Raw genomic sequence first — 21,239 nt, forward strand, 5'->3', positions numbered from 1 at the left:
CTAACCCCTACGGCTAATGAGGAAGGCACTTGTAAATATAGTCCAGTCCTTACCGGCTACCGCGCCGGAAGCAAGATGCGATCAGCGGGGGCTGGTGATGCCCTGCGTTTATCACACCGTTTCTAGATGACAGGACGCCCCCTTGAACATCGGTATCCAGATGCAGATGGCACCTCCTCAGTCTCTATCCCCCGAGATCCTAATCCCGGTCTTCAACGCCTATGAGTCGGTCAAACGCTGTGTGCACAGCGTGCTGCGCTATACGCCGATCGATTGCCCCATCCGCATCCTCGATGATGCCAGCACCGATCTGCGCCTCTTGGCTTGGCTCGATGAGTTGGAACTCAAGGAGCCGCGGGTTAGGCTGGAGCGGGCGGATGAAAACCTGGGCTTTGTCGGCAATGTCAACCGGGGGCTGGCAACGGCCCAGGGTGATGTCATCGTCCTAAACTCAGATACCCTGGTAACCCCCAGCTGGGTCGAGCGATTGGTCGAGTGCGCCGCAAGCGACCCGCAAATCGGCATCGTCTGTCCGCTTTCAAACAATGCGACCATCCTCTCGGTCCCTCTGATGAATGGGGATAATCCCATCCCCGATGGGCTGACGGTCGACCGTTTCGCAGCCCTGATCGCCGCACACAGTGCCCGCCGCTACCCGCGTCTGCCGGTAGCGGTGGGCTTTTGTATGTTGATCCGGCGAGCGGTGATCGATCGTCTCGGCCTTTTGCATCGCGCCTATCACCGCGGCTATGGCGAGGAATGCGACTATTCATTGCGTGCCTGGGAGGCGGGATTTGCGGTGGCCTGTTGCGATGAGGCATTCGTTTATCACCAGAGCGAACAAAGCTTCGGCGCCGTCTTAGGCATGACCGAGATCAAGCAGCGCAACGAGGCGGTCCTCTTGAGCCGCTGGCCCTTTTATCATCACCTGATCCGCCGCTTTTGTCAGCTCAATCCGTTGCGCGATGTCCAAGAACGGATCCTAACCGGCCTGGCAGAGGCCCGCGGCGACCGCGCGCCCCATGTCCTCTACGTCATCCATGCCTATCACAGCCTAGGCGGCACCGAGCTGCATTCGCGCGCGCTCATGGAGGGTCTGGCCGACGAGTATCGGATGACCCTGGTCTTTCCCGACGAGACCGACCCCTATCGCGATCTTCAGTGTATCGAGGAGGATGGACGCCTGCGGGTATTGGCCTATCAACGCGCCCTGATCGAGGGGGGGCCGCGGCTGTTTGGTCAGGTCATGAGCCTGCGCAACCCGGCCGTCGAGTCAAGCCTTGCCCGGCTGATCGCCGGCGGTGCGATCAAGCTGGTCCATTTTCAGCATCTCCTGGGCTGGGGGAGCCTGGAGCTTCCGGTGATCGCGCGCCGTCTAGGGGCGGCGGTGGTCTTAAGCTTGCATGATTATTTCTTATTCTGTCCTGTATTTGACATGCTCCGGCCCAAAGGCGAGCCCTGCGGCAGGCCATGCGTTGATCCCGACGACCCAGGGTGTCTGGATTGCTTGAGACAACAGGCTTCGATCGATGAGGATGAATGGCGTCCCTTCCTGCACGCGCGTCGCCAAGGGCTGTTGGCGATCTTCGAGGCCGCCGATGCGATCATCGCCCCCTCGCGTTTTGTCTTGCAGCGCTTTATCCGCGCCTATGGCGAGGCGCTGGCGTCCAAGGTGCGGTTCATCCCCCATGGCCTGCCTGATCTGGGATCGCCCCTGCCGCCCAAACGCGCCCAGCGTTTTCGAATCGGTGTCTTTGCCAATCTGACCCGCCGTAAGGGCGCTGAGCGCCTGCTGGAGACCCTGGCGCTCCTTCAACGGCGGCGGGATCTAGAGGTCCTGCACTTTGGCGGCGTTGAGCCGGTCTATAAGGACGCCCTGGTGGCAGCAGGTGTGGGGCTCAGGGGGGTCTATCGGCATCAGGACCTCAGGCGTCTCGTCGCTGAGGTGGATCTCGCCCTGGTCCCCTCGGTCTATGAGGAGACCTTTTGTTTGACGATCGCCGAGCTTCAGGCACTCGGGGTGCCGGTCTTGACCTTTGCGGTCGGCGCCATCCCCGAGCGAATTGCCGATGGGATCACAGGGTTCTTGGTCGATGAACCCAGCGCCAAGGCCTTGGCGGCGCGCATCGAGGAGCTCATCGCCATACCTGAATTGGTGCAGCAGGTCCGCGCCTCTTTGCGTCAACAGCGCTACAGGCGGCTCGATGAAAACCGGCAGGACTATGCCGCCTTGTATGAGCAGTTGCTGGGGGAAGTGGCGGGACGGCCAAGCGTCCCCTTGGAGAGGGTGATCGCTGAGCTGGAGGAGCAGGGGGCCATCGTTGAGATGTCAGCCGCCCTGCCCGAATCCTTCATGCCGGGGTGGTGGATCAGGCGAGAGGGGCACCTGCGCAAGGGTCCGCTCGCCAAAACGTCGGTCCCTTCCCTGTCTCCTGCCGCCTATGGCTCAGGCGAAGAGCGGCGCTGGATTGTGCTTGTGGGGGGTGAGGAATCGCCCTGTGGTCTGCAAAGACAGACAAGCGCCGGTCTAGACCTGTTGCTGGTCATCCTGGAGGTCGAGGAGGATCCTGACGCCTTGGCCAGGACCTTAGACTCACTCAGAACGGGATGGGCAGGCAGGCTGCGTATCCTGATCATCAGCCCTCCAGTCTCTGCCTCCGCGGAGGGGAGGGAAGGGACCCAGCCTGCGGCCTACATTGAGCCATCCTCCTCCCAGACATTCTCCTCCCAGAGGGCAGGGCGCGATCTCGCCTGCACCTGGCTGCGGCTCAGCCCCAGACAATCGGCGGTGCGCCTGATCAATCGCTGGATCGCCGCACAGACAGGCGATTGGATCGGCTGGATGAAAGCTGGTGACCAGCTTCACCCCTCTGCTCTTTATCTAATCGCCGACTGGAGCAACCGCCATCCACACTGGCAGTTCATCTATACCGATGAGGATCGGATCGCCGAGGACGGTCGGCGTTATCAGCTGTGTTTTAAACCAGACTTTGACCTGGATCTGTTGCGCTCCCAGGCTTATCTCGGCGATCTCTGTCTGATCAGACGCGAGGTCTTTTTGACATGCGCTGGCCTGACGCCAGCGCTTGAGGTGGCCCAACTTGATCTGTGTTTAAAGGTCGTCGATGCCTATGGCGAAGCAGCCATCGGGCACATCCCGCAGGTCCTTTATCATCGCGCCGATTGGCGTCCTTACCGGCCCCCTGACTTTGAGTCGATCAGCAAGGTCATTGCCTCGCACTTTAAACGGCGTGCTCTGCGCGCCCTGATTCGCCCGACCTCGTTCGCTGGGATCTATTGGGTCGATTATCCCCGAAACCCCAAAAACCAGACGGCGCTGGTGATCCTCACCTGCGGGGATACCCAGGCGGTTGCTGACCTGATCCAGTCGGTCCAGCCGTCCATCGATGCCAAAGAGGTCCTAGTCCTCGATTTCAAACGCCAGGGGAGCGCTGGGCGCCCTCGATGGCCGGATCCTCACTGCCGCTGGCAAGGCGCTGAGGGTCCGCTCGCCCGTTCGCTCAACCGCGCCATCCGCCGCCTGCGATCGGAGCGGGTGCTGGTCATGCATGATGGCCTGCGCGCCCGGCCCAATTCGGCGCTCTCCATCCTACTCGGCCTGATCGATCGGCCAGAGGTCGCCTTGGTCGGACCCTGTCTCCTGGACCCACAGGGGCGCATCCTCCAGGCCTATCCGCTCCTCGGCTTTTGGCCCCTCGGCGCCCTGGGCCAGGTGCATCGCGGTCACAGCCTGGCTGAGACCGGCGGCCCTCTCAATCGCCATCTCTGTGTCCAGCGTTGTGCGACGGTCTCGGATCAGGCATTTATGCTGTGGCGGCCTGCCTTCCTCCAGGCAGGTGGATTTGCCGAGGAAAACTTTGCAAATGCCTGGTGGTTGCTCGATCTGGGGTTGCGACTAGGCCAACTGGGCTATCGGGCCCTTTGGGCCCCGCATGCTACCCTGTTTGCAAGCGCAACCGGCAGTTTTCAGGGTTATCGCCGACGACTGCTCAAGGATCTGAGGATCGCTGAAGAGACCGCGCGGCTCTATGGGCGCTGGCTGCCGCAACTTGCCCGCGATCCGGCCTATCATCCCCATTTGAGCCTGCGTCGCTTCGATGCCCGACCTGAGACCGAGATCCGCCTCAGCTGGGATCCAGAGCGCTGTCTTCTCCCGCGGTTCCTTGGTTTTCCAGGCGATCTGACAGCCAGCGGTCATTATCGGGTGATCGATCCCCTCTCGGCCTTGCATACCCATGGCCTGGCCTGTGTCACTTGGATCGATCCAGACCCCGGGATCCGCCCGCCGAGCGTTGTCGAGCTCGAACGCCTGCAGCCGGATGTCCTGCTTTTACATAATGCACTCCATGACCGACACCTACAGGCCCTTGAGCTGTATCGGCATTACAACAGGGCCAGGCTGGTCTTTACCCTCGATGACCTGATCACTGATCTTCCCCCCTGGAACCCCTTTAGGCAGACCAATTACCCAGATCTCGATCGCCGCTTAACCCGCGCGCTTGGCCTCTGCGACCGGCTGCTGGTCAGCACCCCGCTGCTTGCCGAGTTTTATGGCAGCCGGCATGCGGATATCCGGGTGGTGCCGAATCGTTTAACCCGCACACGCTGGCAGGGCCTGGCCGATCTCGCCGAGTCGATGCGAGAGTTCGGGTGTCGGCCGCGGATCGGCTGGGCGGGTGCGGGGCAGCACCTGGGTGATCTCGAGTGGCTGCTGCCGGTCGTCGAGGCCCTGGCCAGGGAGGCCGATTGGTGTTTTTTCGGCATGTGTCCAGATGAACTCAGGCCCTATGCCGCCCAGGTCCTGCCGATGGTCGATTTTGCCGATTATCCAAAGACCCTCGCTCGGCTAGGGCTTGATGTTGCAATCGCCCCCCTGGCGTTGCATGATTTCAACCGCTGCAAAAGTCCGCTTAAGATCCTAGAATATGGCGCGCTCGGTCTACCGGTGATCTGCACCGATATCGAGCCCTATCGCGAGGCACCAGTCGAACGCCTGCCCAATCAGCCCGACCTCTGGATCGAGGCCCTGCGCGCACGCCTAGCCGATCGAGAGTCGGCCCGTCAGGAAGGCAGGCGGCTTAGACACTGGGTCGAGTCCGGCTGGATGCTAGAGGATTCTCTCGAAACCTGGATCGAGGGGTTGTCGTTTTTGGGCAACAAGCCGCCAGACACGTTTTCATCAGCACAGGGGGGAGAGTAACCATGAGTCGGATCAAGGCACCTCAGGCCGCGGTCAGTGCGGCCATCCTCGGGATGGCCTGTTATGGTCAGGGGACGGAGTCAAACGCAGATGCAGTGCTTGTGCCAGGTAGACAATTGTTCGCCGCTGTCAGTAATACAGCAGCGCCGCTGGCAACGAGCACAGCGCCGGATGAATCCACGGTCCTTGCCAGTGGCGCGGCCCTCGATCAGGCAGCGGCCTCGACCAGCAATACCAATACCCAAGGGGTGGCGGGGACATTGTTCCACGCCTGCCACAGCGGTGCCAATGTGGGAACCGTTTTCCAGAGCGACTGCGATCTCTTGCTCAGGGGCGCGACGCAAGACCCTGCGGGGGTCGCCCAGGCCCTGAGCGTCCTGACCCCAGATCAAGTCTTGGCCCCGCGCAACGAGTCGGTCCAGCAGGTCAGCGCCGGGTTGGGTGTGGTCTCCATGCGACTGGAGGGACTGCGCTCAGCAGCCCGCGATCAGGTCTCGGTGACATCATTGGCCGCTCAGATGTTGCGCCAGGCCACTGGCGGCGGTGCGAGCGCGGACCTTGACCTGGGTCGCGGCGGCCTCTTTTTTAATCTCAAATATCTCGACACCGAACAGGATCGCAACCGCTATACCTCGGGCTATGATCAGGATGGCCTGCGCCTGACCCTGGGTGCGGATTACCGGGTCCAGGACAATCTCATCCTGGGTCTATTTGCAAACTACGCCTCGGCCGATACCAGCTATTGGCTCAACAAGGGCGGGATGGATACCACGACCTGGGGCCTGGGGCTCTATGGGACCTATTACTGGGACAATGGGTCATTCATCGAGGGCTCGCTCGGCTATGACACCCATGACTATGATCTGACCCGCCGGCTCGATTACAGCATTGTGGTCGACGGGGTGAGGACCCAGGTCAGACAGCTGGCGATATCCGACCCCGATGGCCGGACCTTCTATGCCAGCCTCGGCGGCGGTTACAACCTCGATGTCCAGGCATTCACCTTAATGCCGAGCCTAAAGTTCAACTATCTGCGCAACCATCTAGATTCCTATCACGAGCGCATCTCTGATCCGAGCGCACCGGGTGGAGGCATGGGGCTCGCCTTTGATTCGCAGACCTATGAATCCTTCACCTCGCGTTTGGGATTTACCATCGCCCGCGCCTTTAGTTCAGGGGTCGGCGTTTGGGTCCCGCAGCTGAGCCTCGATTGGGTCCATGAGTTCTCAGCAGACCAAAAGCAGCTGGCCGCGCGCTTCGTCAATGACCTAAGCGCAACACCGCTGGCCCTCACCACCTCCAGTCCAGACCGCAATTATTTTGACCTGGGAATTGGTCTGGCCGGTCAGTTCGCCCAGGGCCGTTCGGCATTTATCTCGATCAATAAGCTCTTGGGCTACGAGGATATCGAGCACTACAGCATCACTGGCGGGGTGCGGATGGAGTTTTAAGGGGCGCGCGCAGTCGCCTGAGGTCTCCTAGGGTATGCAGGGGCGTACCCTAGGGGGCCGGTGCGCCTACCCCCAGCTCAATCCATACCGCGGATGGCGGCGATCAATCCTTGCAATCGCGCCATGATCTTGGGGGTGCGCTGGCGGCGGCTTTGAATGGCTGTAGGGTCCCAGCTCCAAGACGAGTCTGCCGGGAGCAGGCCGATCTCTCCCAAGACCCGCCGCGCCTCGGACTCGGGATCAGCGGCCAGTCTTTCATAGATGACCCGGCTAGGCCTGATCCCATAGAGCGCAAACAGGCTGTGCAATTGGCGTTGGGCAAAGGTCAGCAGCTCAAGCCTGCGGATGAGATCCACTGGGGTCAGCTCAGCCAACACCCTTTCTAGCAGATCAGGGGGATAGGCACCCGACCAACAACCGGTGCGCTCAGCCACCAGATAGGACATCGCCTGGGCGAGAAGGTCTTGGCGTTCGATCCAGATAAACCGGACCCTCGGCCAGTGGTGGGGGATGACCCCGATACGCCACAGGAAAAAGAGCTGATCCCAGCTCAGTTTGACCGCAAACCTGGGACCGAGCTCGGTCTTCAGATGCAGAAGATAGTCAGATAGATCCTGGAGCCCTAGACGCTCACAGGTCTTGATGAGATGCTCGCCTGTAAAGGCCTCCTCGGCGCGATTGATCAGGCCGCTAGCGGCAAGTGATTTGGCTAGGAGGTTTGAGCCGCTGCGATTGGTGAAAGCGATCACGACCACCAGCTCAGGGGGCTCTTCAAGGGCAGGCGGTCGAGGCCCAGGGCGGTCACCAAGGGGGCGGGCAAAATGACGCAGGATCAGGCGCTCATGGATCCCCGGTTCATAGTCAAGCAAAAAGGGCAAGGGCTTAAGTGGTAAGGGCGCTTGTCCTGCTCCCCCAAGATCTTGCTGGGCAGCGTCCCTCAGCCCCTGCACCTGTCCAGGGAGAGGTTGGGCGCAGGCCCCTTGCAGCGGAAGACGTCCCAGCAGCCAATCGGTATCGGCCAGATAGACCGCGATGGAACGGGATGTCGGCAGTTCCCTCGACGCGAATTGAAAGGCGTGGTAGCCATCTCCCTTGCCGGCCTGGACGAGGTCAGCGCGGAAGGCATCAGCGCGCAGGCGCCGCCAAGGTTGACCATCGACCCGCACCTCAACCCACAGGTGGAGGTCTGGCGCGCGCGGCGACCAGATCCAGCCGTGCAGGGTGCCGTCGATGATCCCATCGAGATGACCCTCGATGAGATCCGATGGGGGCTCGGTGTGCAGTTGCCTGATCTCGGCCAGCAGGGCCCTGTAGGCCTCAGGTGCATTGGCGCGCCAACGTTCGACGATCTGCCGATTCGTCAGTCTCTCGGTGGGGAGGGAAACCGAAAGCTGAAGACCCTGAGAGGCCGCCAACCAGTCCCGGTACTGGGCCAATTGGTCAGGGAGGTTCTGTTGGCGCGGCCCATAGCCCTCTCGCAGACAGTATGCGCACAGGGCCTGCGGGTACCTTTGATCCAGGATCCCGGTGCGGATCGACTGAAATGGTTGGCCCTGCCAAAGCTGCTTGGCATCGATCTCACCGAGCTGACCCACTGAGGGCCCTGCGTCATGGGCAAAGCAGCAGGGCTTGGTATGACCGCTGCGTCGGACATAGAGGGTCTTGAAGGGCTCGAGACAATAAAAGGGCTCAGGGCCGGGATAGGGGGCAAAGGCCAAGACCGTCTCTAGCGCCTCGGGCGCAAGCCGCCCGGTATCGAGCCGGGTCTCGGTCGCATGTCCAGGCGGCGGGCGGTGCGGCTGAAGTCGGCGGGCGGCGCTGGGGAGCTCAGCAAGCGGCAGGGTCGCCGAGACATCGCCGCGCGCCGCGCGCCAACTGGACTCATCGGCCACTGCGGTCTGGCGGTATTGGTCGGTCGAGAGGATGAGCCCATGCGCCTGCGCCCGGCGTTCGGCCTCTTCCAGGATCGGCGCATCGATCCAGGGTCTGAAGATCGCCCGATGGCCGGCCAGTTCCTTGGTGGTCTCAAAGGTCTGAAGCGCCTTGAGATGAATGATCTCAACCCCGCAGTCGGCCATGAGGTCAACGAACCGAGGAAGATCTCTGACCTGGTGTTCAAAGGCAATCGAATTGACCTCGATACGCGGATAGCGCCGGTTGAACGCGCGTTTATACTCGGTAAGCCGCCGGATGCCCGCAAGCACCCGATCAAACCGTCCTCCGAGATAGACCGACTCATATGCCTCAGCGCTCACCCCCGAGATGCTCAGGGTGACGCTAAAGACCCAGTTTTCCACGAGGAGCTCGCAGAACTGCTCATCGAGATGCATGCCGTTCGTGAAAAAATCGATCAGGACCCGATAGGTGCTCAGCTGCTTGATGAGCCCGATAAAATCCGGATGCAGGGTCGGTTCGCCGTAGCCGAAACAATGGACGCTGATCACCTGCGGCAGGATCGGCTCAAGGCTCGGCCATAGCCGCTCGAGGTCGATGAAGCCGCGCTCTTGCTCCTTGATCGAGAATAGCCGGCTGGGGCTTAGACCCGAGAAGGTCGGGCACATGGCGCACTTGAGGTCACAGACATTACTGACCTCGAGGAAGAGCTCTGCTGGGGCCTCGGGCGGCGGGCCACCCTGAGACCAGGCCGAAAGACGCGCGATCGCCTCCAGACGCTGGGGCCACCAATCAAGCCCCGCAGGGAGATCGCCGTTGGTGGGGTGAGCAGCTGGTGACCCGTTGGTGTCTGTAAGGCTGGGGGCCTCTTTGAAGGGGGTAGGGGGCTCAGCGGTCATGGGGGGGATGCCTGGATGAGTAACAGGTTGATGCAATGGCTAGGCGATCCTTGGATCATGGTAAGGCCATCCCAACCTTAAGGCCACTAATGGATCAAGGGGCGAGGGATCATCGGCTTGCGAGTGGGGCAATGATGCAGTCTCTTTCTGCACAGATTTCGGTCAGAGGCGCTCGTCTGAGGCAGCATGTTTTTTATTGATAAGAAACACATGCTTTTGAAATTAAGTAAGCTGTCTAATTATAGTGGGCATGGAAAGATTATAGTGGGCATGGAAAGACGAGACATGAGATTGCTGTCGTTTGCGGCGCGCGAAGGGGCCCAAGGGCAAGCGGGGTAGGCGCAAGGTGGGTGAGAAGCGGGCGCTGTTGGCGGAGCAGGACGCCCAGATACGCAAGCTCATGTGCGACGGGACACCGGATGAGCTGAAGCTGCCGTTTGCGCTGTGGAGCCGGCAGGCGGTGCGGCAGTTGATCCTCGACCGTTTTGGCATCGAGCTCAGGCCGCAGGGGGAGGGCAAGTACTTGGCGCACTGGGGATTGACGCCCCAGAAACCGATTCGGCGCGCCTATGAGCAAAGCCCGCCGGCGATCAAGACGTGGCTTGAGGAGACCTACCCGGACATTGCCCAGCGCGCCAAGGCCGAGGGCGCCGAAATCCACTGGGGCGATGAAACGGGGCTGCGCTCGGGCGAGGTGCGCGGGCGCTCTTATGCGCCGGCGATCAAGACCTCCGAGATTCGCGTCACGCACCGTCGCGAAGGCCTGTCGGTGATCTCGACGCTGACCAACCGCGGCAAGGTGCGTCGGAAGGTGTTCGCGGGGGCGATGAACGCCGACATCCTGATCGACTTCATGAAGCGGCTCGTCAAGGACGCCAGGGGCAAGAAGATCTTCCTCATCCTCGACAACCTGCGCGTGCATCACACCAAGCCAGTCAAGGCCTGGCTGGCTGCATGCGCCAATCAAATCGAGGCCTCCTCCCTCCCCCCCTACAGCCCGGCACTGAACCCCAACGAGATGCTCAAGGCCACCATCACCGCGCAGGCGCCCTCCCGCGCCAAGGGCGATCTGAAGAAGGCGACCGTCAGCCACCTGCGCCGCCTTCTCAATTCCCCCCAACGCATCATGCGCTACTTCCAGCATCCCAAGCTCCATGATGCCGCGTAATACAAGTTCATTGGTTTCGGATCAATAATGCCGCGCTCAACCTCAAACAGCTGGCAACCGCAACTGCCCTACCCGGGGCGAGTCCGTCCGGTAACGGCGGCGCTACAGCAGAGAGGGTCTCTGCCGTAGTCGGGAAAGTCACGCCTGTCAGAGACGAATGCGCTCCGCATTCGGGGCAGGAAGAGAACAGTGCGCCTGTTTGCGCACTGTCTTGAGAGCAGGGACCTATTCCCTCTTCAATGGCCGCCTCCACCCCTCGACCGTTACCTGACGCGCCCGGGCAAGCGTCAGGCGGTCGGGGGGGACATCGCGGGTGATCACTGAGCCTGCACCGATAGTGGCATAAGCCCCAATCCTGACTGGGGCCACTAAGGCGGTATTCGAACCGATGAATGCCCCATCCTCGATACAGGTCGGATGTTTGTTGACCCCATCATAGTTGCAGGTGATAGTCCCAGCGCCGATATTGACACCGAGACCGATCTCGGCATCGCCCAGATAGCTTAAATGATTGGCCTTGCTCCCCTGAGCGATGCGGCTCTTTTTGACCTCGACAAAGTTGCCGATGTGGACCGCATCGGCAAGTTCGGTCTCTGGACGAATCCGGGCAAAGGGACCGATCCGCACCTGGCTACCGACCCTTGCCCCTTCGATCACCGAATGGGACAACACCTCGCTATCAGCCCCGATCGTACAGTTCTTAAGCAAACAATAGGGGCCGATCCGCACCCCTGAGGCCAGGTGCACCTCGCCCTCGATGATGACGTCGATATCGATAAAGACATCGGGCGCAGCGATGAGTCGCCCGCGCAGATCAAAGCGATCGGGATCGGCGAGGGTCACCCCCGAGCGCATCAACGCCTCGGCCTGCCCGCGCTGATAGATGCGTTCGAGCTCGGCCAGTTGCTGCCGGTCATTGACCCCGAGGATCTCGTGGATGCCCTGCGGCTGGGTGGTGGCGATCGGAATGCCCGCCTGCGCTGCCAGGGCAATGATGTCGGTGAGGTAATATTCGCCCTGGGCATTGTCATCGCCGATCTGAGCCAGCCAGCCCTCTAGATGCCGGCGCTCGGCCACCAAAAGGCCGGTATTGACCTCACGGATTTGGCGTTCTGCCTCATCCGCATCCCGCTCCTCCACCACCCGCAGCACCCGCCCCTGTTGATCGCGCACCACCCGCCCATAGCCGGCTGGGTCAACAAGCTCAGCGGTCAAAAGGGCTAAGGGTGTCTCCTCGGCAAGCGCAAGCAATGCCTTGAGCGTCTCGGCCTGGATCAAGGGCACATCGCCATAGAGCACCACGACCTGATCCAGGCCGTGGAGCACGGGCAGGGCCTGCATGACGGCATTTCCAGTGCCGCGCTGTTCGGCCTGTTCCACCCAGAGACAATCTGGATCAGGAAAGGCGGCGCGGACCTGCTCGCCGCCATGTCCGTAGACGATGATCAGGCGCAGGGGATTGAGCGCACGCGCGGTCTCCAAGACATGGGCAAGCAGGGGGCGCCCGGCCAAGGGGTGTAAGACCTTGGGTAAACACGAACGCATGCGTTTGCCCAGACCGGCGGCGAGGATCACAACACCTGTGTTCATCAGGCACTCCAAGAAAAACGCCCCGGTTAGGCGGGGCGTTAGACAAGGCTTGTTTAACGAAGGCAGGCTTAGGCCCGTTTCATCTTGCGCAGTCGCTCGATGGCGCGAAGCTGTGCCACCGCCTCGGCAAGCTCCGCCTGGGCCTTGGCATATTCGAACTCGGCCTTTCGACCTGCAAGCGCATCCTCGGCCCGCCGCTTGGCCTCGAGCGCCGCGGCCTCGTCGAGATCGCGGGCGCGGATCGCCGTGTCGGCCAGGATAGTGACGACATGCGGTTGGACCTCGATCATGCCGCCAGAGACATAAAAGTGCTCCTGCTCACCCTGCTCATTCTCGACCCGTACATCGCCCGGACGCAGCCGGCTGATGAAGGCGGTATGCCGCGGCGCGATACCGACTTCGCCGAGCTCGGCGCTCGCATAGACCATGGTGGCAGGTCCAGAATAGATGGTGCCCTCGGCGCTGACGATATCGACACGGATGGTCATAGCCATGGGATGAGCCCTCAGCTAGCGAGCTTCTTGGCCTTTTCGACCGCCTCTTCGATCCCGCCGACCATATAAAAGGCCTGCTCAGGCAGATGATCGTATTCGCCGTTGACGATGGCCTTGAAGCCCTTGATGGTCTCTTTAAGCGGAACGAACTTACCCGGCGAGCCGGTGAAGACCTCAGCGACGAAGAAGGGCTGCGATAGGAAGCGCTGGATCTTGCGCGCCCGGTTGACGATGAGCTTGTCTTCCTCAGAGAGCTCGTCCATGCCCAGGATAGCGATGATATCCTTGAGTTCCTTATAGCGCTGGAGGATGCCCTGCACCGCGCGCGCGGTCTCATAGTGCTCGGCACCGACGATGTTTGGATCGAGGATGCGGCTGGTCGAGTCGAGCGGATCGACCGCAGGATAGATCCCGAGCTCGGCGATCTGACGCGACAGGACCAGGGTCGCATCGAGATGAGCAAAGGTGGTGGCCGGCGAGGGGTCGGTCAGGTCGTCAGCCGGGACATAGACCGCCTGGAAGGAGGTGATCGAGCCGACCTTGGTCGAGGTGATGCGCTCTTGCAGCACGCCCATCTCGGAGGCCAGGGTCGGCTGATAGCCCACCGCCGAGGGCATGCGGCCCAGCAACGCCGAGACCTCGACGCCCGCAAGGGTATAGCGATAGATGTTGTCGATGAACATCAAGACATCGCGCCCTTCGTCGCGGAAATATTCGGCCATGGTGAGGCCGGTCAGGGCGACGCGCAGACGGTTGCCTGGCGGCTCGTTCATCTGGCCATAGACCAGGGCGACCTTGTCGAGGACCTTGGACTCCTTCATCTCGTGATAGAAGTCATTACCCTCGCGGGTGCGCTCGCCAACCCCGGCAAAGACCGAATAGCCCGAGTGCTCGACGGCGATGTTGCGGATGAGCTCCATCAGGGTCACGGTCTTGCCGACGCCGGCACCGCCGAAGAGACCGACCTTGCCGCCCTTGGCGATCGGCATGATGAGGTCGATGACCTTGATGCCGGTCTCTAAAAGCTCGGTCGCCGTGGCCTGATCCTCGAGACGCGGCGGTGGGCGATGGATCGACCAGCGCTCATCGGTCTTGACCTCTCCCTGTTCATCGATTGGGTTGCCCAGGACGTCCATGATCCGCCCGAGCGTTCCAGACCCCACGGGGACCTGGATGGGATTGCCTGTCGCCGTCACTGCGAGACCGCGCTGTAAGCCATCGGTCGAGCCCATGGCGATGGTGCGCACCACGCCGTCGCCGAGCTGTTGCTGAACCTCGAGCGTCAAACCAGTGGCGTCGATCTTGAGCGCCTCATAGACCTTGGGCATCTCGCCGCGCGGGAATTGCACATCCACCACGGCGCCGATGATTTCCACCACATTACCGGAATTCATAGGTTTAATAGTCCTCTTGGGCCTGCAATGCTGTATTTGGATCCTCCGCCCCTGCGCCGAGCTTGTTCAGACTGCCGCAGCGCCGCCGACGATCTCGGAGATCTCCTGGGTGATGGCTGCCTGGCGCGCCTTGTTATATACGAGCTGAAGCTCTTTGATCAGGTTGCCGGCATTATCCGAAGCGGCTTTCATCGCCACCATGCGCGCTGCTTGCTCGCAAGCGCCATTCTCGACCACTGCTTGATAGACCAGCGATTCGATATAGCGCGTCAGTAAGGTATCCAAGACCGTCTTGGCATCGGGTTCATAGATATAGTCCCAATGATAGGGCAGCGCCTCGCGTTCCCTCGCGACGATGGGGACCAGTTGGCGGATCGTAGGGCGCTGGGTCATGGTATTCACGAATTCGTTATAAACCACATAGAGCGCATCGATCTCGCCGGCTTCAAAGGCGTCGAGCATGACCTTGACCGGTCCGACCAGGTCCTCGGGATGCGGCTGATCACCGAGATGACTGACTTGGGCGTTGACCTCGCCGCCAAAACGCCTAAAAAAGGCGAGTCCTTTAGCGCCGATGGTGCAAAAGACCGGCTCGATGCCCGCCGCCCGTTGTTCCTTCAGCTCAGACACCAGACGGCGAAAGAGGTTGTTGTTCAGCCCCCCGCACAGCCCACGGTCGGATGACACTAGGATATAGCCCACCCGCTTGCGCGGACGCTCCTGCGCCATGAACGAGTGTCGATACTCGGGTGTGGCATGGGCCAGATGATTGATCACCTGGAGCATCTTTTCGGCATAGGGCCGGGAGGCCGCCATCCGGTCCTGGGCCTTGCGCATCTTGGAGGCCGCGACCATCTGCATGGCCTTGGTGATCTTCTGCGTGCTCTTGATGCTTGCGATCTTGGTGCGGATTTCTTTGGCGCCTGCCATCTATCGCTCCCAGCCTTCAGCGTCCAGCCGCCAACCTCTTAGCAGACAGGCAAGCGGTTTCGATCGCGATCGGTACCCAGTTGCCAGCCGTTGTGCCTATCGCCCTTGGCTGGAAGCTGGCCGCTGGCGGCTATTTACCAGGTGTTGTTGGCCTTAAAGTCCTTGATCGCGGCGTGCAAGGCCAGGGCGATCTCGTCGTTGTAATCGCCGGTTGCATCGATCTTGGCCAGAAGATCGGCATGCGCAGACTTCATATAGGTCTGGAGCGCACGCTCGAAGTCGACAACCTTCTTGACATCCACATCGTCAAGATAGCCCTCATTGGCTGCAAACAATGAGACCGCCATCTGGGCCACGCTCATCGGCGAATACTGGGTCTGCTTCATCAGCTCAGTGACCCGCTCGCCGCGTTGCAGTTGTCTGCGGGTCGCCTCATCGAGATCTGAGGCAAACTGGGAGAAGGCCGCCAACTCACGGTACTGGGCGAGCGCCAGACGGATACCGCCGCCTAGCTTCTTCATGATCTTGGTCTGGGCCGCGCCGCCGACGCGCGAGACCGACAGACCGGCATTGATCGCTGGACGGATACCGGCATTGAACAGGTTGGTCTCCAAGAAGATCTGACCATCGGTGATCGAGATCACATTGGTCGGCACGAAGGCCGAGACGTCACCCGCCTGGGTCTCGATGATGGGCAGGGCCGTCAAGGAACCGCTCTTGCCCTTGACCTTGCCTCCCGTGATCTTTTCGACATACTCGGCATTGACCCGCGCCGCGCGTTCCAGAAGACGTGAGTGCAAATAGAAGATATCGCCCGGATAGGCCTCGCGTCCCGGTGGGCGGCGCAGCAAGAGCGAGACCTGGCGATAGGCCCAGGCCTGCTTGGTGAGATCGTCATAGACGATCAGTGCATCCTCGCCCTTGTCGCGGAAATACTCACCCATGGTGCAGCCGGCATAGGGGGCGATGAACTGCATCGCCGCCGAATCAGCGGCAGGGGCCGAGACCACGATGGTATGCTCCATCGCGCCATGTTCTTCGAGCTTGCGCACAATGGCGGCCACCGACGAGTTCTTCTGACCCACGGCGACATAGATACATTTAACGCCGGTACCCTTTTGATTGATGATGGTATCGATCGCGACGGCGGTCTTACCGGTCTGCCGGTCGCCGATGATCAGCTCGCGCTGGCCACGACCGATGGGCACCATGGTATCGATGGCCTTTAGCCCCGTCTGGAGCGGCTGATCGACCGATTTGCGGGTGATGACGCCCGGCGCCACCTTCTCGATCGGCAAAGTCCCCGCGGCATCGATCGGACCCTTGCCATCGATCGGGCGACCGAGGGCGTCGACGACGCGCCCCAACAGCCCCTCGCCTACCGGGACCTCGAGAACCCGCCCGGTGCAGCGCACCCAGTCACCCTCGGACAGATGCGTATAGTCGCCGAGGACGACCGCGCCGACCGAATCGCGCTCCAGGTTCAAGGCCAGGCCATAGGTGTTGCCTGGGAACTCGAGCATCTCATAGTACTTGGCCTCAGAGAGCCCGTGGATGCGCACGATCCCGTCGGTCAGACTGACGATCTTTCCCTCGGTGCGGGCCTCGGTGTGAAGCTCAAATTGCTCGATCTTCTGCTTGATGAGATCGCTGATCTCGGATGGATTGAGTTGCATGGCGGTATCCAGTTCTCAGAATTGCAGGGCGTGGGCCAGTTGCTTGATCCTGCCGCGCACAGAGTGATCGATGACCAGGTCGCCGGAATGGACCTCGATCCCACCTAATAGCCCCTCATCGATCTCGACAGTCAGGTCGACCTGGGCCCCTAAGCGCCGCGCTAGGGCCGCAGACAAGGACTCGCGTTGCATATCGTCGAGGGCAAAGGCCGTGCGCACCAGGACTTGGCGCACCCCTTGGTCGGCGATTTGCTGCTCTTCGAAGAGGCGAGCGATCTCAGGGATGGCAGCCAGCCGCCCTTTGGCGGCGAGTAGGCGCACCAGATTGGCTGGACCGGCAAATAATGCGTCGCGGCCAAGATCGAGCAGCAGCTCGCCGAGCCGCTCGCGCGGCACGGTTGGATTGTTGATCTGGACAGCGAGCTGCGGGTCTGAGGCGAAGGCGGCCAGAAGACCCAAGGCGGCTGACCAGTCATCGACTCGACCGGTCTCCTTGGCATATTCAAAGGCCGCCTTGGCATAGGGGCGCGCGATGGTGGTGAGTTCTCCGGCCATAGTCTTCACTTAGAGCTGTTTGGCAAAGTCCTCGACGAGTGCACGATGAGCCGCCAGATCGATCTCTTTTTTCAAGATCTTCTCGGCAGCGGCGATGGCCAGCATTGCGACCTTTTCACGCAGCTCTTCGCGCGCCCGATTGGTCTCGCGCTCGATCTCAGCACGGGCAGCCGTCAACAGACGTTCGCCCTCGGCGCGCGCCTCAGACTTGGCCTCGTCGATGATCTCGGCGGCGCGCTTCTGGGCCTGGCCCACAATCTCGGCCGCATTAGCCTTGGCCTCGCGGATCAACTCCAAAGCGCGCTGCTCGCCGAGAGCCCGTTCCTGATGACCGCGTTCCGCAGCCGCAAGACCCTCGGCGATCTTGGCCTTGCGCTCGGCCAGCGCCTTGACGATGGGCGGCCAGATATAGCGCATGCAGAACCAGACGAACACCGCAAAGGTGATCATCTGGGCAAAAAGCGTCAGATTGATGTTCATGGCGTTGCCTTCAGACCTCGTTGGGACGAACCCAGGCCAGGGTCTTACACGAAGACCCGGCTGTATCCTTTAGGCCGCGAACATCAGATACAGCCCCATGGCGATCGCGATGACCGGCAGGGCGTCGACCAGACCCATCACGATAAAGAACTGGGTACGCAGCATCGGGATCAGCTCGGGCTGACGCGCCGCGCCTTCCAAAAAGCGCCCGCCCAGGATGCCGATGCCTACACCGGCGCCAACCGCGCCCAGACCCAGCATCAAGCCGGCGCCGATGAATTTGATGGCCAGTGCGAACGCTTGTGCGACTTCGAGTTCCATGAGATTCCCCAAAGGTTAAACGACAAAGACAAGGGTTGTGGTGAAAACGGATGTTTTGGACCGATCGTGAGGCCGTACCTATGCCCTGCCTCAGTGATGCTCCTGATGGGCCATATCCAGATAGACGACGGTCAGGACCATGAAGATAAAGGCCTGGAGGATGACGATCAGGATATGGAAGACCGCCCAGATGAATTGGAGCAACCCAGCGGTCCCAGCCAGCAAAAGGCCGCCGCCATAGAGAAGCGCGATCAGGATGAAGATCATCTCGCCAGCATACATGTTGCCGAAGAGTCGCAGTGCCAGCGAGACGGGCTTGGAAAGCAGGCTGATCCCCTCGAGGATCAGGTTAGCCGGCAGACCCCATTTACCGAAGGGTTGCAGGGTCAGTTCGCCGAGAAATCCGCCGACCCCCTTCATCTTGATGCTGTAATACAACACCAGGATGAACACCATGATCGCCATGCCGAAGGTCGCATTCGGGTCAGTCGTCGGCACGATCTTGAGATAGACGTGATGCGGGTCAGCACCCAGAACGACCGCCATCAACTGGCTGAATAGATGCGGGATGAGATCGACCGGGATCAGGTCCATGAGGTTCATCAGGAAGATCCAGGCAAAGATCGTCAGGGCGAGTGGCGCAACCAGGGGGTTGCGATGGCTGAATGAGCCGCGGACATTCTCTTCGACGAACTCGACGACCCATTCGACGAAGTTTTGCGCACCATCGGGCACACCGGCGGTGATACGCTCGGCAACCCGCTTGAACAGCCAGAGAAAGAGCGAACCCAGGAGGATCGAAAAGAACAATGTATCGAGGTTGATGGCCCAAAAACCCATCGCCGCCGCCTCGGCCTTGTCATGGGCAAAGACCAGACCGTGTTCGGGATGCCAGCCCAGTGTCAGATTGGTGAGATGGTGCTGGATGTATGCTTGGGAGCTGAATGTTTCAGAAGCGGCCATCGATCATCTCTCAACTACGGATTCGATTGCTCTGGACAGTGATCAGGGTCGGGACCACCTGAACCAGGACATAGGCAACGAACACAGACAGTATATTCAAGTCACTATACAGGACCACCGCCGCGCCGAAGAGCGCGAGGACCAGGACGATCTTGACGAGCTCTGCACGATAAAAACGCGCAACCAACCGCCCACGCGCCTGGGCGCGGTACGCGCGAAAGATCCAGGCGGCCACCAGTATATTTGCCAGCCAGCAAGTTCCCGCCCCGATGAGGACTGAGATCGCAACTGGACTGCCGAACGGCAGGGTGATACCGATCAGGATCAAGCCGAAGATGGCCTGAAGGCCGAGGAACCGTTCGACTTGATGCGCGTTCGGCTGTTGCATCAGAGCAACGTGAGTGTATCTCTACTCACAATCTAGAAAATTATAAATAGATACGAATAGAGGGTCAACGCTAGGCTAACGGATGCGGGCCAGGATGCCATCGAGCTCATCCAGACTCTCATAGACGATCACCAAAGAACCCTTGCCGTTACGCCGATGGCGGATCTGGACCCGAGCCCCGAGCCGCTCGGCAAGGTCGATCTGGAGCCGGCGGATATCGGGATCTTCCTGGGAGACTGCGACCGTCTCGCTGGATCCAGCTTGCTGCAATCGGCGTACCAGGCGCTCTGTTGCCCGCACTGAGAGGCCAGCGGCAGCGACCTGCTGGGCGACCTGAGTCTGAAGTGTATCCTTGAGCCCGAGCAGGGCGCGGGCATGACCCATCTCGATCTGTCCCGACGCAAGCAAGCCCTTGACCTCGGGGTTGAGATCCAACAGGCGCAAGGCATTGGTGACCGCCGTGCGCGATCGGCCCACCGCCTCGGCGACCTCCTGATGGGTGAGCGCAAACTCAGAGACCAGTCGCGCCAGCGCCTCAGCCTCTTCCAAGGGATTCAAGGCAGCGCGCTGGATGTTCTCGATCAAGGCGATCGCTAGGGCCGTGCGCTCATCGACAGCGCGCACGACGGCTGGGATCTCGGAGAGCCCCGCTTGCTGGGCTGCGCGCCAGCGCCGCTCGCCGGCGATGATCTCATAGCGCACACCTGTCGCCGTCGGTTCAGCAAGGGGGCGCACCACGATCGGCTGGAGTACGCCCTGGGCACGGATGGAATCGGCAAGTTCAGTAAGCGCCTCTGGGTCGAAATGACGCCGCGGTTGGTAGCGCCCGCGCTGGATATGCTCCAGCGGGATGGGGCGTACGAGATCGTGGTGAGCAGCAGAGGCATGGGGGACGGCGGACTGATCGTCAGGGTCAGTGCGGGCGAGTGGTACCCGGGCAGCGCCCAGAAGTGCATCCAGGCCGCGTCCCAGGCCGCGGCGGCGGATCGGACCCTTGGGTTCAGTCGTATCCATCGGGGTTGTTGGTTAGGCCGCCTGACAGCGTTTGTCATGCCGGCGCAAGACCTCGCTGGCCAGCGCCAGATAGGCAAGCGCCCCGCGCGATTGCGGGTCATAGGTCAGGACGGACTGACCGTGGCTGGGCGCCTCAGCCACACGGACATTGCGCGGGATGATGGTGTGATAGACCTGATCCTTGAAATGGGCGACGAGCTGGGTAGAGACCTGGTTGGCGAGATTATTGCGCGGGTCATACATGGTACGCAGGATACCGGCGATATATAGGCCAGGGTTACGGCTCTCGCGCACCTGCTCGATGGTTTCGAGCAAGGCCGATAGACCCTCGAGCGCATAGTACTCACACTGGATCGGGATCAGCACAGCATGGGCCGCCACCAAGGCATTGAGGGTCAGCATATTCAGCGAGGGCGGGCAGTCGATGATAACCAGCTCATAGGCTGCGACCACATTGCTCAAGAGTCGGCTGAGGCGCCGCTCGCGCTCGGGAAGTTCCAGCAGCCCGACCTCGGCGGCGGTCAAATCCGCATTGGCCGGCAAGAGGTCAAAACCTGGTGCGGGCTCGGTCACACGCTGAAGGCATTCAGCGAAGGGGACGTCGTTGAGGAGCAGGTCGCAGGTCGTCTGGGCCAGGCCGTATTTGTCGATCCCGCAGCCCATGGTGGCATTGCCCTGGGGGTCTAGGTCGATCAGGAGCAGGCGCCGACGCAGATAGGCCAAGGCCGCGGCCAGATTGACCGCAGTCGTGGTCTTGCCGACACCGCCCTTCTGATTGGCGATCGCGATAACAGTGGCCATG

The 21,239-nt window shown here is 61.2% G+C and carries 16 protein-coding genes; 3 read left to right on the plus strand and 13 right to left on the minus strand.

Translation table 11 applies throughout. The annotated features are described in order from the left end of the window. Positions 1 to 142: 142 nt before the first annotated feature. Positions 143 to 5,221 (plus strand): glycosyltransferase, encoded by a 5,079-nt coding sequence (locus GWK36_RS13705; protein WP_166271930.1) that lies wholly within the window; start codon positions 143 to 145, stop codon positions 5,219 to 5,221. 2 nt (positions 5,222 to 5,223) lie between these two features. Further along, complete coding sequence (locus GWK36_RS13710) at positions 5,224 to 6,672, plus strand: autotransporter outer membrane beta-barrel domain-containing protein (RefSeq protein WP_166271932.1); 1,449 nt, start codon at positions 5,224 to 5,226, stop codon at positions 6,670 to 6,672. Between the two features lie 77 nt (positions 6,673 to 6,749). Here GWK36_RS13710 and GWK36_RS13715 read toward each other — a convergent pair whose 3' ends face one another. After that, on the minus strand, positions 6,750 to 9,464 hold the full coding sequence (locus GWK36_RS13715; RefSeq protein WP_166271934.1) for a Stf0 family sulfotransferase: 2,715 nt from the start codon (positions 9,462 to 9,464) through the stop codon (positions 6,750 to 6,752). A 346-nt stretch (positions 9,465 to 9,810) separates the two neighbouring features. On the opposite strand from GWK36_RS13715, the gene GWK36_RS13720 reads away from it, so the two are divergent. Continuing rightward, positions 9,811 to 10,632 carry an IS630 family transposase gene (locus tag GWK36_RS13720; RefSeq protein WP_166271936.1) on the plus strand — a complete coding sequence of 274 codons (822 nt, stop codon included), beginning with the start codon at positions 9,811 to 9,813 and terminating at the stop codon, positions 10,630 to 10,632. A gap of 225 nt (positions 10,633 to 10,857) precedes the next feature. On the opposite strand, the gene glmU is transcribed toward GWK36_RS13720, so the two are convergent. The 12 genes from glmU to GWK36_RS13780 all read right to left on the minus strand — a co-directional run bounded on the left by glmU (position 10,858) and on the right by GWK36_RS13780 (position 21,238). Continuing rightward, positions 10,858 to 12,222: a bifunctional UDP-N-acetylglucosamine diphosphorylase/glucosamine-1-phosphate N-acetyltransferase GlmU gene (gene glmU / locus GWK36_RS13725; protein ID WP_166271938.1), complete on the minus strand. Its 1,365-nt coding sequence runs from the start codon at positions 12,220 to 12,222 to the stop codon at positions 10,858 to 10,860. Positions 12,223 to 12,290: 68 nt separating this feature from the next. After that, positions 12,291 to 12,716: a F0F1 ATP synthase subunit epsilon gene (locus GWK36_RS13730; RefSeq protein WP_166271940.1), complete on the minus strand. Its 426-nt coding sequence runs from the start codon at positions 12,714 to 12,716 to the stop codon at positions 12,291 to 12,293. An 11-nt stretch (positions 12,717 to 12,727) separates the two neighbouring features. Beyond that, a complete protein-coding gene (gene atpD, locus GWK36_RS13735) occupies positions 12,728 to 14,110 on the minus strand; it encodes a F0F1 ATP synthase subunit beta (protein WP_166271942.1) in 1,383 nt (460 codons plus the stop codon). 66 nt (positions 14,111 to 14,176) lie between these two features. Next, positions 14,177 to 15,040 (minus strand): F0F1 ATP synthase subunit gamma, encoded by an 864-nt coding sequence (gene atpG / locus GWK36_RS13740; protein ID WP_166271944.1) that lies wholly within the window; start codon positions 15,038 to 15,040, stop codon positions 14,177 to 14,179. Between the two features lie 134 nt (positions 15,041 to 15,174). Beyond that, positions 15,175 to 16,716 (minus strand): F0F1 ATP synthase subunit alpha, encoded by a 1,542-nt coding sequence (gene atpA / locus GWK36_RS13745; protein ID WP_166271946.1) that lies wholly within the window; start codon positions 16,714 to 16,716, stop codon positions 15,175 to 15,177. A gap of 15 nt (positions 16,717 to 16,731) precedes the next feature. After that, positions 16,732 to 17,271, minus strand: coding sequence for a F0F1 ATP synthase subunit delta (locus GWK36_RS13750; protein WP_166271948.1), 540 nt, complete (start codon positions 17,269 to 17,271; stop codon positions 16,732 to 16,734). A gap of 9 nt (positions 17,272 to 17,280) precedes the next feature. Further along, positions 17,281 to 17,751, minus strand: a complete 471-nt coding sequence (locus GWK36_RS13755) for a F0F1 ATP synthase subunit B (protein WP_166271950.1) — start codon at positions 17,749 to 17,751, stop codon at positions 17,281 to 17,283. A 69-nt stretch (positions 17,752 to 17,820) separates the two neighbouring features. Then, on the minus strand, positions 17,821 to 18,072 hold the full coding sequence (gene atpE / locus GWK36_RS13760) for a F0F1 ATP synthase subunit C (protein ID WP_166271952.1): 252 nt from the start codon (positions 18,070 to 18,072) through the stop codon (positions 17,821 to 17,823). A gap of 90 nt (positions 18,073 to 18,162) precedes the next feature. Beyond that, on the minus strand, positions 18,163 to 19,035 hold the full coding sequence (atpB, locus tag GWK36_RS13765) for a F0F1 ATP synthase subunit A (RefSeq protein ID WP_166271954.1): 873 nt from the start codon (positions 19,033 to 19,035) through the stop codon (positions 18,163 to 18,165). Positions 19,036 to 19,045: 10 nt separating this feature from the next. Next, positions 19,046 to 19,423 carry an ATP synthase subunit I gene (locus tag GWK36_RS13770; RefSeq protein ID WP_166271956.1) on the minus strand — a complete coding sequence of 126 codons (378 nt, stop codon included), beginning with the start codon at positions 19,421 to 19,423 and terminating at the stop codon, positions 19,046 to 19,048. Positions 19,424 to 19,498: 75 nt separating this feature from the next. Next, a complete protein-coding gene (locus GWK36_RS13775; protein ID WP_166271958.1) occupies positions 19,499 to 20,437 on the minus strand; it encodes a ParB/RepB/Spo0J family partition protein in 939 nt (312 codons plus the stop codon). Positions 20,438 to 20,449: 12 nt separating this feature from the next. After that, positions 20,450 to 21,238, minus strand: coding sequence for a ParA family protein (locus GWK36_RS13780; RefSeq protein WP_166271960.1), 789 nt, complete (start codon positions 21,236 to 21,238; stop codon positions 20,450 to 20,452). Position 21,239 lies beyond the last annotated feature (1 nt).

This window comes from Caldichromatium japonicum, from assembly GCF_011290485.1.
Classification (GTDB): Bacteria; Pseudomonadota; Gammaproteobacteria; order Chromatiales; family Chromatiaceae; genus Thermochromatium; species Thermochromatium japonicum.

Bases quoted from the DNA above. Each gene is read 5' to 3' on its own strand.
- GWK36_RS13710 (WP_166271932.1), top strand. From the start codon at position 5,224: ATGAGTCGGATCAAGGCACCTCAGGCCGCGGTCAGTGCGGCCATCCTC.
- GWK36_RS13715 (WP_166271934.1), bottom strand. From the start codon at position 9,464: ATGACCGCTGAGCCCCCTACCCCCTTCAAAGAGGCCCCCAGCCTTACA.
- glmU (WP_166271938.1), bottom strand. From the start codon at position 12,222: ATGAACACAGGTGTTGTGATCCTCGCCGCCGGTCTGGGCAAACGCATG.
- GWK36_RS13730 (WP_166271940.1), bottom strand. From the start codon at position 12,716: ATGGCTATGACCATCCGTGTCGATATCGTCAGCGCCGAGGGCACCATC.
- atpD (WP_166271942.1), bottom strand. From the start codon at position 14,110: ATGAATTCCGGTAATGTGGTGGAAATCATCGGCGCCGTGGTGGATGTG.
- atpG (WP_166271944.1), bottom strand. From the start codon at position 15,040: ATGGCAGGCGCCAAAGAAATCCGCACCAAGATCGCAAGCATCAAGAGC.
- atpA (WP_166271946.1), bottom strand. From the start codon at position 16,716: ATGCAACTCAATCCATCCGAGATCAGCGATCTCATCAAGCAGAAGATC.
- GWK36_RS13750 (WP_166271948.1), bottom strand. From the start codon at position 17,271: ATGGCCGGAGAACTCACCACCATCGCGCGCCCCTATGCCAAGGCGGCC.
- GWK36_RS13755 (WP_166271950.1), bottom strand. From the start codon at position 17,751: ATGAACATCAATCTGACGCTTTTTGCCCAGATGATCACCTTTGCGGTG.
- atpE (WP_166271952.1), bottom strand. From the start codon at position 18,072: ATGGAACTCGAAGTCGCACAAGCGTTCGCACTGGCCATCAAATTCATC.
- atpB (WP_166271954.1), bottom strand. From the start codon at position 19,035: ATGGCCGCTTCTGAAACATTCAGCTCCCAAGCATACATCCAGCACCAT.
- GWK36_RS13770 (WP_166271956.1), bottom strand. From the start codon at position 19,423: ATGCAACAGCCGAACGCGCATCAAGTCGAACGGTTCCTCGGCCTTCAG.
- GWK36_RS13775 (WP_166271958.1), bottom strand. From the start codon at position 20,437: ATGGATACGACTGAACCCAAGGGTCCGATCCGCCGCCGCGGCCTGGGA.
- GWK36_RS13780 (WP_166271960.1), bottom strand. From the start codon at position 21,238: ATGGCCACTGTTATCGCGATCGCCAATCAGAAGGGCGGTGTCGGCAAG.